The sequence below is a fragment of the Streptomyces plumbidurans genome, assembly GCF_019857225.1.
Lineage (GTDB): Bacteria > Actinomycetota > Actinomycetes > Streptomycetales > Streptomycetaceae > Streptomyces > Streptomyces plumbidurans.
In genome coordinates this window covers 205014-220659 of sequence record NZ_JAFJSY010000001.1, presented here as the reverse complement: position 1 = coordinate 220659, position 15646 = coordinate 205014, and the positions used below count along the sequence as shown (strand labels likewise).

14 protein-coding genes are annotated in these 15646 nt (G+C 69.6%); 11 read left to right on the top strand and 3 right to left on the bottom strand.

The features are described from left to right. Window positions 1–172 precede the first annotated feature (172 nt). From JYK17_RS00960 to JYK17_RS00940, 5 genes are all read left to right on the top strand, one after another. On the top strand, window positions 173–1258 hold the full coding sequence (locus tag JYK17_RS00960; RefSeq protein ID WP_108009742.1) for an S-(hydroxymethyl)mycothiol dehydrogenase: 1086 nt from the start codon (window positions 173–175) through the stop codon (window positions 1256–1258). Beyond that, on the top strand, window positions 1258–1890 hold the full coding sequence (locus JYK17_RS00955) for an MBL fold metallo-hydrolase (RefSeq protein ID WP_128803804.1): 633 nt from the start codon (window positions 1258–1260) through the stop codon (window positions 1888–1890). The genes JYK17_RS00960 and JYK17_RS00955 overlap by 1 nt, the downstream gene beginning before the upstream one ends. A gap of 235 nt (window positions 1891–2125) precedes the next feature. Further along, complete coding sequence (locus JYK17_RS00950) at window positions 2126–2488, top strand: bifunctional 3-phenylpropionate/cinnamic acid dioxygenase ferredoxin subunit (RefSeq protein ID WP_128803805.1); 363 nt, start codon at window positions 2126–2128, stop codon at window positions 2486–2488. After that, on the top strand, window positions 2485–3645 hold the full coding sequence (locus tag JYK17_RS00945) for an NAD(P)/FAD-dependent oxidoreductase (RefSeq protein ID WP_128803806.1): 1161 nt from the start codon (window positions 2485–2487) through the stop codon (window positions 3643–3645). Before JYK17_RS00950 ends, JYK17_RS00945 begins: the two co-directional genes overlap by 4 nt. 97 nt (window positions 3646–3742) lie before the next feature. Then, entirely contained in the window at window positions 3743–4876 is a 1134-nt protein-coding gene (locus JYK17_RS00940) for an aromatic ring-hydroxylating oxygenase subunit alpha (RefSeq protein ID WP_108009734.1), read from the top strand. 9 nt (window positions 4877–4885) lie between these two features. Here JYK17_RS00940 and JYK17_RS00935 read toward each other — a convergent pair whose 3' ends face one another. Both JYK17_RS00935 and JYK17_RS00930 read right to left on the bottom strand, forming a co-directional pair. Further along, a complete protein-coding gene (locus JYK17_RS00935) occupies window positions 4886–5632 on the bottom strand; it encodes an IclR family transcriptional regulator (RefSeq protein WP_108009732.1) in 747 nt (248 codons plus the stop codon). A 126-nt stretch (window positions 5633–5758) separates the two neighbouring features. Next, on the bottom strand, window positions 5759–6109 hold the full coding sequence (locus JYK17_RS00930; RefSeq protein WP_164932312.1) for an STAS domain-containing protein: 351 nt from the start codon (window positions 6107–6109) through the stop codon (window positions 5759–5761). A 229-nt stretch (window positions 6110–6338) separates the two neighbouring features. On the opposite strand from JYK17_RS00930, the gene betA reads away from it, so the two are divergent. After that, window positions 6339–8027 carry a choline dehydrogenase gene (betA, locus tag JYK17_RS00925; RefSeq protein ID WP_128803807.1) on the top strand — a complete coding sequence of 563 codons (1689 nt, stop codon included), beginning with the start codon at window positions 6339–6341 and terminating at the stop codon, window positions 8025–8027. A gap of 4 nt (window positions 8028–8031) precedes the next feature. Then, entirely contained in the window at window positions 8032–8877 is an 846-nt protein-coding gene (locus tag JYK17_RS00920; RefSeq protein ID WP_108009726.1) for a methylenetetrahydrofolate reductase, read from the top strand. A gap of 65 nt (window positions 8878–8942) precedes the next feature. Here JYK17_RS00920 and purU read toward each other — a convergent pair whose 3' ends face one another. Further along, complete coding sequence (gene purU / locus JYK17_RS00915) at window positions 8943–9815, bottom strand: formyltetrahydrofolate deformylase (RefSeq protein WP_108009724.1); 873 nt, start codon at window positions 9813–9815, stop codon at window positions 8943–8945. Window positions 9816–10035: 220 nt separating this feature from the next. Between purU and JYK17_RS00910 the strand changes: the two genes are divergently transcribed. Genes JYK17_RS00910 through JYK17_RS00895 form a run of 4 tightly spaced genes read left to right on the top strand, consistent with a single transcriptional unit; the run spans window position 10036 to window position 15590 of the window. Then, window positions 10036–11505: an aldehyde dehydrogenase family protein gene (locus tag JYK17_RS00910; RefSeq protein ID WP_222809554.1), complete on the top strand. Its 1470-nt coding sequence runs from the start codon at window positions 10036–10038 to the stop codon at window positions 11503–11505. A 20-nt stretch (window positions 11506–11525) separates the two neighbouring features. After that, the gene (locus tag JYK17_RS00905) at window positions 11526–12614 is read left to right on the top strand and encodes a quaternary amine ABC transporter ATP-binding protein (RefSeq protein WP_108009720.1); all 1089 of its coding nucleotides are present in this window, start codon (window positions 11526–11528) and stop codon (window positions 12612–12614) included. Next, window positions 12614–14614, top strand: coding sequence for an ABC transporter permease (locus tag JYK17_RS00900; RefSeq protein ID WP_108009718.1), 2001 nt, complete (start codon window positions 12614–12616; stop codon window positions 14612–14614). The genes JYK17_RS00905 and JYK17_RS00900 overlap by 1 nt, the downstream gene beginning before the upstream one ends. 13 nt (window positions 14615–14627) lie before the next feature. Continuing rightward, window positions 14628–15590 (top strand): ABC transporter substrate-binding protein, encoded by a 963-nt coding sequence (locus tag JYK17_RS00895; RefSeq protein ID WP_108009716.1) that lies wholly within the window; start codon window positions 14628–14630, stop codon window positions 15588–15590. The last annotated feature ends 56 nt before the right edge of the window (window positions 15591–15646 follow it).

Here is a 15646-nt window from a genome sequence, read left to right as displayed (position 1 = left end):
ACCCGATGGGGCGGCCCCGGTACGGCTTCTGCCGTGCCGGGGCCGTTTCGCGTCTTGACCCACGGTCCGCGCTCCATGATGCTGTGTTGCGACACACGAGATACGTGCCGTATTGAGCAACTCAGTTCCGACTGGCTTCCACGTTCGAGTTCTTCACAGCCGAGGAGTCGCCATGACCCATCAGGTCCGCGCCGTCGTCGCGCGGGGCAAGGGTGCCCCCGTCAGCCTGGAAACGATCATCGTGCCCGACCCGGGCCCGGGCGAGGCGCTGGTGAAGATCGAGGCGTGCGGGGTGTGCCACACCGATCTGCACTACCGCGAGGGCGGCATCAACGACGACTTCCCCTTCCTGCTCGGCCACGAGGCGGCGGGCGTGGTGGAGTCCGTGGGGGAGGGCGTCACCGATGTGGCCCCCGGCGACTTCGTGATCCTCAACTGGCGTGCCGTGTGCGGTCAGTGCCGGGCCTGTCTGCGCGGCCGCCCCTGGTACTGCTTCAACACCCACAACGCCAAGCAGAGGATGACCCTGACCGACGGCACCGAGCTGTCGCCCGCGCTGGGCATCGGCGCGTTCGCCGAGAAGACCCTCGTCGCGGCCGGGCAGTGCACCAAGGTCGACCGGAAGGCGTCCGCGGCCGCCGCCGGTCTGCTCGGCTGCGGTGTCATGGCGGGCATCGGTGCGGCGATCAACACCGGCGGTGTCGGCCGCGGCGACAGCGTCGCCGTCATCGGCTGCGGAGGCGTCGGAGCCGCGGCGATCGCCGGCGCGAACCTCGCGGGCGCCGCCAAGGTCATCGCGGTCGACATCGACGACCGCAAACTGGCCACCGCGCGGAAGCTGGGCGCCACCCACACCGTCAACTCCCGCGAGGGCGACCCGGTCGAGGCGATCCGCGAACTGACCGGCGGCTTCGGCGCCGACGTCGTCATCGAGGCGGTCGGCCGCCCGGAGACGTACCAGCAGGCCTTCTACGCCCGCGACCTCGCCGGGACCGTGGTGCTGGTCGGCGTGCCCACCCCGGAGATGAAGCTGGAGCTGCCGCTGCTGGACGTCTTCGGCCGTGGCGGCTCCCTGAAGTCCTCCTGGTACGGCGACTGCCTGCCCTCCCGCGACTTCCCGATGCTGATCGACCTCTACCTCCAGGGCCGCCTGCCGCTGGACACGTTCGTCACCGAGACGATCGAGCTGGACGAGGTGGAGAAGGCGTTCGAGCGGATGCACGGCGGCGACGTGCTGCGCTCGGTGGTGGTGTTCTGATGGCCGCCGTGCGCGTCGAACGCCTCGTCACCTCGGGCACGTTCTCGCTGGACGGCGGCACCTGGGACGTCGACAACAACGTCTGGATCGTCGGCGACGACCACGAGGTGATCGTCGTGGACGCCGCGCACGACGCGGACGCGATCGCCGAGGCCGTCGGCGACCGCGCCCTGCGAGCCGTCGTCTGCACCCACGCCCACGACGACCACGTCAACGCCGCCCCCGAACTGGCCGCCCGCACCGGCGCACCGGTCCTGCTGCACCCGGACGACCTGCCGCTGTGGAAGCAGACGCATCCCGACCGGACGCCCGACGCCGACCTGGCCGACGGGCAGACCCTGACGGTGGCCGGCGTAGAACTGACCGTGCTGCACACGCCCGGCCACGCGCCCGGAGCCGTATGCCTGTACGCGCCCGCCCTCGGGGCGCTCTTCAGCGGTGACACCCTCTTCGCGGGCGGGCCGGGGGCCACGGGAAGGTCGTACAGCGACTTCCCGACCATCGTCGAGTCCATCCGGGAAAGGCTGCTCACGCTGCCCGCCGGTACCACCGTGCACACCGGCCACGGGGACACGACCACCGTCGGCGCCGAGGCGCCTCATCTGCAGGAGTGGATCGACCGCGGTTTCTGAGGGCTGAGCGGGGCCGTTGCCGCAGGCAAGCCCGCCTTTCCGTCCGGTGCGCACCGGACGGAAAGGCGGGCTTGCCCATGCTTCCGTTGTTTCTCATGTTGCTGCAAGTTGCATATGGAGCAACTCCGTTCGGGCCATAAACCTGCTCCCGGAACGCCTTGACAGCGGTTCTGGGCGACCCCAGACTGATGTTGCGCTTACCGCAATCCGTTTCGTTATACGCACCCGAGGTGTCATGATGATTCCCGCGTGCCGTCTCGCGGATCTCCCGCGAGGTGAGGCCTTCAGGCTCGACATCGATCCACCGGTCTCGGTGTTCCACACCGACGACGGCGAGGTCTTCGCCATCGACGACACCTGCACCCACCAGGACGCCTCGCTCGCCGACGGCTGGCTGGAGGGCCGCGAGGTGGAATGCCCGCTGCACGCCTCGAAGTTCGACCTCAGGACCGGCGCGGTCGACGCCCCGCCCGCCCGGCTCCCGGTGCGGACGCACGAGGTCGTGATCGAGGACGGCACGGTCTACGTGCGGGTGTCCACGGACGCCCCGAACCTGCCGCCCTGCATCGCCGCCCGCCTCGCCGGGGGTATCGCGTGAGGACGGTCGCCGTGGTCGGCGCCTCGCTGGCCGGTCTGTCGGCGGCCCGCTGCCTGCGCAAGCGGGGCTACGACGGACGGCTCGTCCTCATCGGCGACGAGCCCCACCGCCCGTACGACAGGCCGCCGTTGTCCAAGGAGTTCCTGGCCGGCACCATCGGCGAGGCCGACCTCGTCCTGGAGACGGACGACGAGGACCTGGAAGCCGAGTGGCTGCTCGGCGCCCGCGCCACCGGACTCGACCCGGCACGGCGCGCGGTCCGCCTCGCCGACGGGAGCGAGGTCCGCGCCGACGGCATCGTCATCGCCACCGGCGCCGCCGCTCGCGGCCTGCCGGGCTCCGAGGGCCTGGCCGGAGTGCACACCCTGCGCACGCTGGACGACGCCCGCGCCCTGCGGGACGAACTGGCCCGCGGGGGACGGCTGGTGGTGATCGGCGGCGGCTTCATCGGCGCCGAGGTCGCCTCCACCGCCCGCGCCCTGGGACTGGACGTGACGGTGATCGAGGCGGCCCCGACCCCGCTCGCCGGACCGCTCGGCGAGACCATGGGCGCCGTCGTCTCCGGACTCCATGCGGACCACGGCGTACGGCTGTTGTGCGGGGTGGGCGTCAAGGGCCTCAGCGGTGAGCGCCAGGTCGAGGCCGTACTGCTGGAGGACGGTCGCACCGTCCCCGCGGACATCGTGGTCGTCGGGGTCGGCGCCCGCCCTTGTGTCGAGTGGCTGGAGGGCTCCGGCGTCCAGCTCGACAACGGCGTCAAGTGCGGCGCCGACGGGCGCACCAGCCTGGCCGGGGTGGTCGCGGTCGGCGACTGCGCCAACTGGTACGACCCCCGCGCGGGCACCCACCGCCGGGTCGAGCACTGGACCGGCGCCCGCGAGCGCCCCGACGCCGCGATCGCCACCCTGCTGGCCGGCGGGGCGGTGGAGCCGGGTGTGCCCCGGCCGCCGTACTTCTGGTCGGACCAGTACGGCGTGAAGATCCAGTTCGCCGGGCATGCGGCGGGCGCCGACAGTTTGACCGTCGAGGAGGGCGCCGTGGACGACCGCAACGTCCTGGCCGTCTATCGGCGTGCCGGCGTCCCGGTTGCGGTGCTCGGAATGAACCAGCCGCGGATGTTCATGCGCTGGCGCAAGAGGCTTGCCGCTTCGCTGTGAGCGCCGACATGGGTTGTTGTCTGTGCGCGGCGCCGTTGTGGTTGCTCGCGCAGTTCCCCGCGCCCCTACGGGGCGCTCGTCCCCCGAGGAGTGCACCGTGACCTCGACCAGTCTGCCGGACAGCCTGATCGCCACCCTTCCCGGCTCCTCCTACACGGACCCGGCGATCTTCGCCCAGGAGCAGGAGCGCATATTCGAGAGCATGTGGTTCTGTGTCGTGCGCTCGTCCGATCTCGCCAAGCCGGGCGCGTTCCGGACCGTCGACGTGGGCCGCGAGTCCCTTCTCGTGACCCGCTCGCGCGACGGCTCGGTCCGCGCGTTCTTCAACGTGTGCCGCCACCGCGGCGCGCGGCTGTGCACCGAGGAGTCCGGTGAGGTCAAGCGGGCCTTCCAGTGCCCGTACCACGCCTGGACCTACGGCCTGGACGGCAAGCTGGTCGCCGCGCCCAATCTGACCAAGATGCCGGACGTCGGCCGCACCGAGTACGGCCTGGTGAACGTGGCCGTGCGCGAATGGCTCGGCTATGTCTGGGTCTGCCTCGCCGAGGACCCGCCCTCCTTCGAGGAGGAGGTCATCGGGGACGTCGTCGCCCGCCTCGGGGACGTCGAGGCGATCGACCACTACGACATCGCCGGTCTCTCCGTCGGCAAGCGGATCGTCTACGACGTGAAGGCCAACTGGAAGCTCATCATCGAGAACTTCATGGAGTGCTACCACTGCGCCACCATCCACCCCGAACTCACGGAAGTGCTCCCGGAGTTCGCGGACGGATACGCCGCCCAGTACTACGTCGGGCACGGCGCGGAGTTCGGCGAGGACGTCAAGGGGTTCACCGTCGACGGCTCGGAGGGGCTGGACCGCATCCCGGGCGTCGCGGACGACCAGGACCGCCGCTACTACGCGATCACCGTACGGCCGCAGGTGTTCATCAACCTCGTCCCCGACCATGTCATCTTCCACCGGATGTACCCGGTGTCCGTCGACCGCACGATCGTCGAGTGCGACTGGCTCTACCTGCCGCACGTCGTGGAGAGCGGGAAGGACGTCAGCCGGTCCGTGGAGCTCTTCGACCGGGTCAACCGCCAGGACTTCGACGCCTGCGAGCGCACCCAGCCCGCGATGAGCTCCCGGCTGTACGCCAAGGGAGGCGTACTGGTGCCGAGCGAGCACCACATCGGCGCGTTCCACGACTGGGTGCACGAGCGCCTGGGCACCCGGCAGCCTCGGTAGCCGAACGGTTCAGCCCAGGTATCCCATCCGGTGGCTGATCTCCTCCGCGCCCTTGAGCAGGACCGGCGCCAGCTCGTGCATGCGGCCCTCGGTGAAGCGGTAGGCCGGGCCGGAGGCGCTCAGCGCGGCGATGACCTGGCCGTCGCGGTTGCGCACCGGCGCCGCCATGGCGTGCAGCCCGATCTCGAACTCCTCGAGGGTCCAGGCGTACCCGCGCTCGCGCGCTTCGGCCAGGCTCTTCTCCAGCTTCGTCTTCGCCGTGATGGTGCGCGCGGTGACCTTCTTCAGACCGGTCTCGGCCAGCAGCGCGGACCGGTCCTTGGCCGGCAGGTGCGAGAGCAGGACCTTGCCGCTGGAGGTGGCGTGCAGCGGGGTCAGCTGGCCGACCCAGTTGTGGGCCGTGATCGCACCGGGGCCGCGCACCTGGTAGAGGTTGATCGCGTAGTGCTCCTGCATGACCGCGATGTTCACGGTCTCGCCGAGCTCCTCGGCGAGCCGCTCGCACACCGGGCGGCCCTGCTGCGTGATGTCGATACGGCCCGTGACCGCTCCGGCGAGGCGCACGATGCCGAAGCCGAGCCGGTACTTCCCCCGCTCGCCCGCCTGCTCCACCAGTCCGCGCGACTCCAGCGCGCCGAGCAGGCGGAAGGCGGTGGACTTGTGGACGTCGATCTCACCGGCCACCTCACTCACGCCCGCCTCACCACGCTGCGCGAGGATCTCCAGGACGCTGATGGCGCGATCGACCGACTGCACTCCACCGGCCGGTGCATGGGACGTTTCGGCTTCTTCACTATGGTTGCTCACAGCGAAACTATACGCGCACTACGGCACAAGTTGTTACCTGTCGGTAGCCGGTTTGTGGACCGTTGCGCAGGCATCTCAGTCCTGACGTGCGGCTCTGCATGCCCGCGACGCCTCGACGACACTGCCGTACAGAAAGGCCGGACGGCCGAGGTCCGCGGTGTTGAAGGCGCTGCGCGCATCCGGCCCCGCGACCAGCGTGAGCATGCCGCCCTCGGCGCGGATGGTGCGCCGGGCCGCCGCCAGAAGCTGGATGCCGGCGTTGTCGAAGCGCGTCACCCGCTGGAAGTCGATCACGAACTGGCGGTGTCCCACCCGCAGCATCCGGACCAGCGGCCCGCACAACAGGGGCGCCGACTCGGCGTCGAACACCCCTTCCGCCTCGACGACCAGCAGGTGGGCATCCATCCAGCGAGGCGTGAGCCGCAAGGGCTGCCCCTCCATATCCGCCTCCCGCCTCGCCGGCCCGGCCACCCGCAGGCAGAGCCCTTCGGGTTCTCGCCTGCCCAGGCCGCCGTATGTCATGCGAATCAGTCACGCCGTCGCGGATGCCGTGGCCCACAACGGCCGTCAGGTTGCGTTGTTCGCAACCTGGTGCGCATCGCGGTACGGCGCTAGCATGCGTCGCACATCGACGGCGCGAGCGAGACGAGGCACCATGGCTCCACTGCAATACGACTTCGTCATCGTCGGCGGCGGTTCGGCCGGCAGTGCACTGGCGAATCGACTCTCCGCCGATCCGGCCCACCGCGTGCTGGTCCTGGAGGCCGGCCGGTCCGACTATCCGTGGGACGTCTTCATCCACATGCCGGCGGCTTTGACCTACCCGATCGGCAGCCGCTTCTACGACTGGAAGTACGAGTCGGAACCCGAGCCCCACATGGGTGGCCGCCGCGTCTACCACGCCCGCGGCAAGGTGCTGGGCGGCTCCAGCAGCATCAACGGCATGATCTTCCAGCGCGGCAACCCCATGGACTACGAGCGCTGGGCCGCCGACCCAGGCATGGAGAACTGGGACTACGCGCACTGCCTGCCGTACTTCCGGCGGATGGAGAACTGCCTCGCGGCCGACCCGGACGACGAGTTCCGCGGCCACGACGGCCCCCTCGTCCTGGAGCGCGGCCCGGCCACCAACCCGCTCTTCGGCGCCTTCCTCAAGGCCACCGAGGAGGCCGGCTACGCCCCCACGGACGACGTCAACGGCTACCGGCAGGAGGGCTTCGCCAAGTTCGACCGCAACGTCCACCGCGGACGCCGGCTGTCGGCCTCGAAGGCCTACCTCAAGCCCGCCATGAAGCGGCCCAACCTCACCGTGAAGACCCGCACCCTGGTCACCCGCGTCCTGTTCGAGGGCAAGAAGGCGGTCGGCGTGGAGTTCCGGCGCGGCAAGGGCGCCGTGCAGCAGGTCCGCGCCAAGGAGGTCATCCTCTGCGGCGGCGCGATCAACTCCCCGCAGCTGCTGCAGCTTTCGGGCGTCGGCAACGCCGAGGAGCTGCGTGCCCTCGGCATCGACGTCGTGCACGACCTGCCGGGCGTCGGCGAGAACATGCAGGACCACCTGGAGGTGTACATCCAGTACGCCTGCAAGCAGCCCGTCTCCATGCAGCCGTACCTGGCGAAGTGGCGGGCGCCCCTCATCGGCCTGCAATGGCTGTTCAGGAAGGGCCCGGCGGCGACCAACCACTTCGAGGCCGGCGGCTTCGCCCGCAGCAACGAGGACGTCGACTACCCCAACCTGATGTTCCACTTCCTGCCGATCGCGGTCCGCTACGACGGCTCGGTGCCCGCGGGCGGCCACGGCTACCAGGTCCACGTGGGCCCCATGTACTCCGACGCCCTCGGCTCAGTGAAGATCAAGAGCAGGGACCCGAACGTGAAGCCGGCGCTCCGCTTCAACTACCTCTCCACCGAGCAGGACCGACGGGAGTGGGTCGAGGCCGTCCGCGTCGCGCGCGACATCCTCAACCAGCCCGCGCTGGCCCCCTACAACGGCGGCGAGATCTCTCCCGGACCGTCCGTGGCGAGCGACGAGGAGATCCTCGCCTGGGTCGCCAAGGACGGCGAGACCGCCCTGCACCCCTCCTGCACCTGCAAGATGGGCACCGACGAGATGGCCGTCGTCGACCCCACCAGCATGCGGGTGCACGGACTGGAGGGCCTGCGCGTGGTGGACGCGTCGGTGATGCCGTACGTCACCAACGGCAACATCTACGCCCCGGTCATGATGGTCGCCGAGAAGGCCGCCGACCTGATCCTGGGCAAGGAGCCGCTGCCCGCATCCAAGGCCGCGTACTACCGCCACCCCGACGCCAGGAAGCAGCGCGACGCCCAGAAGCAGACGGGGTGAGACCTTGGGTGCCGCAGGACTGGGGGCGCTGCTCGGCAGCGTCCGCTACGAAGTGCTGCCCGCGCGGGCGACCGAGGAGAAGGTCCTCGCCCATGTCCCGCGCGACGTCGCGATCACCGTCACGGCGTCGCCGGTCAAGGGCCTGGAGCCGACGCTCGACCTCACAGGCCGGCTCACCGCGCACGGCTACCGGGTCGTGCCGCACGTGCCCGCGCGGCTGCTGCGCGACGACGTCCACCTCAAGGAGGTCGTGGAACGGCTGCGCGGTGCGGGCGTGGACGACGTCTTCGTGCCCGCGGGCGACGCGGACCCGCCGGCCGGGCCCTACGACGGGGCGCTGCCGGTGCTGCGCCGGCTGAGCGAACTGGGCAAGCCGTTCGCCCGCGTGGGCATCACCGGCTATCCCGAGAGCCATCCGCTCCTCCACGACGACCTCACGGTCCAGGCGATGTGGGACAAGCAGGCCCACGCCGACTACATCGTCAGCAACCTCTGCTTCGATCCTCGGGTGTTGGACGAGTGGATCGCCCGGATACGGCGGCGGGGCGTCACCCTGCCCCTGTACGTGGGCGTCGCCGGGCCGGTGCAGCGGGCGAAGCTGCTGGCCGTGGCGACGAAGATCGGGGTGGGGGAGTCGACGCGCTTTCTGACCAGGCACGCGTCCTGGTTCTGGCGGTTCGCGGCACCGGGCGGCTACGCGCCCGAGCGGTTCCTGTCCCGCAGCGAGCGGGCGCTGACCGCTCCCTCGGCGGGGGTGGCCGGTCTGCACCTGTTCACCTTCAACCAGATCGCCGAGACGGAGCGCTGGCGCCGGGCGCTGCTGGCGCGGCTCGGGGCCCTGTCGCCGTAGCGCCGCATTCGTATACGAAGGACGGGCGGGCCGGAAGTCCGGCCCGCCCGTAGCTCACGTCCCGCTCAGCGGAAGACCACCGTGCGGTTGCCGTGCGTCATCACGCGGTTCTCGCTGTGCCACTTCACCGCGTGCGCCAGCACCTGCGCCTCCACGTCGCGGCCCACCGTGACCAGTTCGGAGGGGTCGAGCGAGTGGTCGACGCGGACCACGTCCTGCTCGATGATCTGGCCCTCGTCCAGGTCGGGCGTCACATAGTGCGCGGTGGCGCCGACCAGCTTCACGCCGCGGGCGTAGGCCTGTTCGTAGGGTCGTGCCCCCTTGAAGCTGGGCAGGAAGGAGTGGTGGATGTTGATGGCGCGACCCTCGAGCTGCTTGCAGAGGTCGTCGGAGAGGATCTGCATGTAGCGGGCCAGCACCACCAGGTCGATGTCCAGCTCCCGTACCAGCTCCAGCAGCCGTGCCTCGGCCTCGGGCTTGGTGTCCTTGGTGACCGGGACGTGGTGGAAGGGGATGCCGTACGTCTGCGCCAGGCCCTCGAAGTCGCGGTGGTTGGAGACGATGGCCGGGATCTCGATGTTGAGGGCGCCGGTGCGGCAGCGGAAGAGCAGGTCGTTGAGGCAGTGCCCGAACCTGGACACCATGATCAGCGTCCGGGTCGGGGTCGAGGCGTCGTGCAGGGTCCAGGAGATGCGGTGGGCCTCGGCGACCGGGCCGAAGCGGTAACGCAGTGTTTGCAGATCCGCGTCGGGATCGGACACGTCGAAGTGGACCCTCATGAAGAAGCGGTCCTGGAGGCGGTCGTCGAACTGCTGGCTCTGCAGGATGTTGCCGGAGTTGCGGACCAGGAAGCCGCTGACGGCATGGACCAGTCCCGCGCTGTCGGGACACGAGAGCGTGAGCACGTAACTGCGGCCGGGCTGCGGACGAGGGGACATGGGCGGCCTCCGTCGGTGCGTATTGCACAACAAGGTGAGCGATGCGCAACATGGTCGGCTCGTCGTGCGGCTGCGGTCAAGGGGTGGCCCGGTAATGGGCCACATGGCCAAATCGTCATCCGCCAACCACTTGACGGGCGTCGGCGCTTTCGCCACTGTGTTCCACCACAAGCAATCGAATGCACGATGCGCAACGCATTTCGGCTGAAGGGCTTGGCGCGTGGCACACCTGTATGTGGACGGCGAATGGCGGGAGCCGGTGGCGAAAGGGCAGCGCGACATCCGCTGCCCCGCCGACGGCACGCTCGTCGCGACCGTGGCGGAAGGGACGCGCCCCGACACGGAGGCCGCGATCGCCGCGGCCCGCCGGGCCTTCGACGAGGGGCCCTGGCCCCGCACCCCCGAACGCGAGCGCGGCGCACTGCTGCTGCGCACCGCCGACCTGATGGAGCGCGACGCCAAGGAGTTCGCCCGCGCCGAGTCGCTGGACACCGGCAAGCGGCTGGTGGAGAGCGAGTACGACATCGCGGACGTCGTCGCCTGCTTCCGCCACTACGGCGGCATCGCCGGCACCGACGCCGGACGCGTCATCGACACCGGCCGCGACGACGCCGTGAGCCGCGTCGTCTACGAACCCGTCGGCGTCTGCGGACTGATCACACCCTGGAACTACCCGCTGCTGCAGGCCAGTTGGAAGGTCGCCCCGGCGCTCCTGGCCGGCAACACCATCATCCTCAAGCCCAGCGAGCTCACCCCCTCCACCTCCGTCCTGCTGATGAAGGCACTTCAGGAGGCGGGCCTGCCGGCCGGGGCCGCCAACCTCGTCCTGGGCACCGGCCCCGAGGTGGGCGCCCCGCTGTCCGAGCACCCCGACGTCGACCTGGTCTCCTTCACCGGCGGCTTGGAGACCGGCAAGCGGATCATGGCTTCCGCCGCCGCCACGGTGAAGAAGGTGGCCCTCGAACTCGGCGGCAAGAACCCCAACGTCGTCTTCGCCGACGCCGACTTCGAAGCGGCCGTGGACTTCGCGCTGACGGCCGTCTTCCTGCACTCCGGGCAGGTCTGCTCGGCCGGTGCCCGGCTCATCGTCGAGGACGCGCTGCACGACCGCTTCGTCGACGAGGTCGTGCGCCGCGCCCGCCTCATCCGCCTCGGCGGCCCCTTCGACCCCGACGCCGAGACCGGGGCACTGATCTCCGCGCAGCACCTGTCGAAGGTCGAGGCCTACGTCGCGGCAGGCATCGCCGAGGGCGCCGTGCTGCGCTGCGGCGGCACCCGCCCGGACGACCCCGCGCTGGCGAACGGCCACTACTATCCGCCGACCGTCCTCGACGCCTGCACGCAGGACATGAGCGTGGTGCACGAGGAGTCTTTCGGGCCCGTGCTGACCGTGGAACGCTTCACCGATGAGGACGATGCCGTACGCATCGCCAACGACACCGACTACGGTCTGGCCGGCGCCGTCTGGACGCAGGACGCGGGCAGGGCCCAGCGGGTCGCCCGGCGGCTGCGCCACGGCACGGTGTGGATCAACGACTACCACCCCTACGTACCCCAGGCGGAATGGGGCGGCTTCGGACACTCGGGCGTGGGCCGGGAGCTGGGCCGCAGCGGCCTGGACGAGTACCGGGAGCCCAAGCACATCTGGCAGAACATCCAACCCCGGCCGCAGCGCTGGTTCAGCGGCTGAACGCCGAAAAGAGGTCGATCGTGACCCCAACTCAGACCGAGGTGGCGCAGCGGCGCGGCACGCCCGAGGAGTCGGACGGGACTCCGGTCATATCCGTGCGCAAACTGTGGAAGGTGTTCGGACCGAAGGCGGACCGGGTGCCGGACTCCGAGGAACTGTGCGGCCTGACCCGCCGCGAGCTCATGGACCGCACGGGCTGCACCGCGGCCGTACGCGACGTCAGCTTCGACGTGGCGCCCGGCGAGGTCTTCGTCGTCATGGGCCTGTCCGGCTCGGGCAAGTCCACGCTGGTGCGATGTCTGACCCGGCTGATCGAACCCACCGCGGGCGAGGTCGTCTTCGAGGGCCAGGACATCCGCCAGGCCGACGACAAACGGCTGCGCGACCTGCGCCGCAGCAAGTTCTCCATGGTCTTCCAGCACTTCGGGCTGCTGCCCCACCGCCGGGTCGTCGACAACGTGTGCTTCGGCCTGGAGATCCGCGGCATGGGCCGCGCCGAGCGGACCAAACGGGCCCTGGAAGTGGTGGAGTTGGTCGGCCTGTCCGGCTACGAGAACTCCTACCCCGACCAGCTCTCCGGCGGTATGCAGCAGCGGGTGGGCCTCGCCCGCGCCCTGGCGGGCGATCCGGACGTGCTCTTCTTCGACGAGCCGTTCTCCGCGCTGGACCCGCTGATCCGCCGCGACATGCAGAACGAGGTCATCCGGCTGCACCACGAGGTCGGCAAGACCATGGTGTTCATCACCCACGACCTCTCCGAGGCGCTCAAGCTGGGCGACCGCATCCTGATCATGCGCGACGGCAAGATGGTCCAGTGCGGCACCGGCGACGAACTCGTCGGCGCACCGGCCGATGACTACGTCAGCGAGTTCGTCAAGGACGTGCCGCGCGGCGAAGTCCTCACCCTGCGCTGGATCATGCGCGCACCGGAGGACCAAGACGCCCTGGACGGGCCGGAGTTGGGCCCCGACGTGATCGTACGGGAAGCCACCCGGACCGTGCTGGCCGCCCACAGGCCGGTCAAGGTCGTCGAGAACGGCAAGCTGCTCGGCATCGTCGGCGACGAGGAGATCCTCTCCGTGGTGGCCGGGCAGGAAGGCGGCGCGTGATGACCGTCGCCATCGAGAAACCCGAGACCACGGGCCCGGCCGCACCCGAGGCGCCCGCCAGGGAGGTGCGCAAGGTCAACCGGACCACGGTGGTCGCGGGCATCCTGGTCGCCTGGTTGGTGCTGTTCTTCGTGCTGCGCGGCAAGCAGACGCTCACGCTCGCCACGGCCGATCTCACCGATCTGCACCGGTGGTTCAACGACGTCAACGACTCCGTCGGCGCCAACCGCAACTCCAACCCGCTCTTCCTGTACTTCTTCAACGAGATCCGGCTGGTCATCGACAACCTGGTGACCTTCGTACAGCATCTGATCTCCCAGCCGCCGCCCGGCCGTCCCCTCCCGCAGATCGGCTGGCTCGGCGTGGTCGGCATCGCGGGCTATGTCTCCTGGGCCGTGGGCAACTGGCGCGTGGCGCTGCTCGCCGTGGCCGGCTTCACCTTCTTCGGGCTGCAGGGCCTGTGGCAGGAGTCCATGGACACCCTGGCCCTGACGATCTCCGCGGTGTTCGTGGCGCTGCTGTTCGCCATCCCGCTGGGCATCTGGGCGGGACTGTCCGACCGGTTCAACGGGATCGTGACGCCGTTCCTGGACTTCATGCAGACGATGCCGACCTTCGTCTATCTCGCCCCGCTGACCCTGATCTTCCTGATCGGACCGGCCTCCGCGACGATCGCCACCGTCATCTACGCGGCCCCGCCCGCGATCCGCATCACCGCGCACGCCATCCGCTCCGTACCCGAGACCACGGCGGAGGCGGCCGACTCCCTCGGCGCGACCCGGCGGCAGACGCTGCAGAAGGTCCTGCTGCCGATGTCCAAGCGGACCGTGGTGATGGGCGTCAACCAGTCCATCATGGCCGCCCTGGCCATGGTCACCATCGCCGCCCTGATCGACGCGCCCGGCCTCGGCAAGACCGTCGTGCAGGCACTGCAGTCCCTCGACGTCGGCACCGCCTTCAACGCGGGCCTCGCCATCGTCGTCATGGCGATCGTGCTCGACCGTGTGACCACTGCGGCCAGCACCCGTGAGGAGAACGCCCGCCGCTCCAAGAACCGCTTCCTGAAGTGGCGCAACCCGCTGCTCGGCGCCGGCGCAGTCGTTGCCGCCGTACTGATCTATCTGTCGCACACCTATGTGTGGGCGGCCGACTTCCCCGGCGACGGCACCGTCGGCAGCCATATCGCCAGTGCCGCCGACAGCGTGACCAACTGGGCGCAGGACAACCTCTCCGGTCTGACCAACGCGATCCGCGACGTGATCACCAACGTGCTGCTCAACCCGTTCCAGTCGCTGCTGACCGACTCGCCCTGGTGGCTGGTCGGCCTGGTGCTGGTCGCGCTCGCCGTGGTGCTCGGCGGCTGGAAGGCCGGTGTCACCACCGCGGTGTGCGTGGGCCTGCTGGTCGGCACCGGCGTGTGGTCGGACGCCATGACCACGACCGCCTCCACGCTGGTGGCGACGGTCCTGGTGATGGTGCTCGGCATCGTCTTCGGGGTGTGGATGGGCCGCAGCATGCTGGTGGACCGGCTGGTGCGGCCCACCCTGGACGCGGCCCAGGTCATGCCGCCGTTCGTGTATCTGGTGCCGTTCCTGGCGCTGTTCGGCGCGACCCGCTTCACGGCCATCGTCGCCGCCGTCGTCTACGCGGCACCCGTCGCCATAAAGATCATCGCGGACGGTGTACGGGCGGTGCCCGAGGCCACCGTGGAGGCGGCCACCTCCGCCGGGAGCAACACCCGGCAGATCATCACCAAGGTCCAGCTGCCGATGTCACGCAGCGCCCTGACCCTCGCGACCAACCAGGGCCTGATCTACGTGCTGTCGATGGTTGTTGTGGGCGGCCTGGTGGGCGCGGGCGCCCTCGGCTACGACGTCGTGGCCGGCTTCTCGCAGGGAGAGCTGTACGGCAAGGGGCTGGCGGCGGGGCTCGCCATCGTACTGCTCGGAGTCATGTTCGACCGGATCACTCAGGCTGCGGCGCGACGCACCGGTGCATAAGGAGCAGGACACCATGGCAAGAACCTGGCGAGCCGGCGCGGCCGGCCTGGCCGTCCTCGGCCTCACCCTCACCGCGTGCGGAGGTGCGAAGGTCGGCGACGACTCCGCGGGCTCGGGCGGCAGCTCGGGCAAGTGCGGCACCTTCAACCTGGCCGTCAACCCGTGGGTGGGCTACGAGGCGGACGCGGCGGTCGTCGCCTACGTCGCCCAGCACGACCTGGGCTGCACGGTCAACAAGAAGGACCTCAAGGAGGAGATCGCCTGGCAGGGCTTCGGGACCGGCGAGATCGACGCCGTCCTGGAGAACTGGGGCCACGACGACCTGAAGAAGAAGTACATCACCGGTCAGAAGACCGCCGTCGAAGCCGGCTCCACCGGCAACAAGGGCGTCATCGGCTGGTACGTGCCGCCGTGGCTGGCCAAGGCGCACCCCGACATCCTCGACTACAGAAACCTCGACAAGTACGCGGACAAGTTCAAGACGTCGGAGTCCGGCGGCAAGGGCCAGCTCCTGGACGGCGACCCCTCCTACGTCACCAACGACGCCGCCCTCGTCAAGAATCTGAAGCTGGACTTCAAGGTGGTGTACGCGGGCAGCGAGACCGCGCTCATCCAGGCCTACCGCAAGGCCGAGAAGGACAAGGAATGGGTGATCGGCTACTTCTACGAGCCGCAGTGGTTCATGTCCGAGGTGCCGCTGAAGAAGGTCGCCCTGCCCGCCTACAAGAAGGGCTGCGACGCGGACGCGGCCAAGATCGCCTGTGACTATCCCGTCTACGACCTCGACAAGATCGTCAGCGCCAAGTTCGCCAAGTCGGGCAGTCCCGCCTACGACCTGGTGAAGAAGTTCCACTGGACCAACGACGACCAGAACACCGTGGCCAAGTACATCGCGGTGGACAAGATGACGCCCGACGCGGCGGCCAAGAAATGGGTCGACGCCAACAAGGACAAGGTGGACGCCTGGGTCAAGTGAGCCCCGTCTGACAGCAGTGACCCCATGCCCGGCGGGCGGTGCGCACAGGTGTGCAC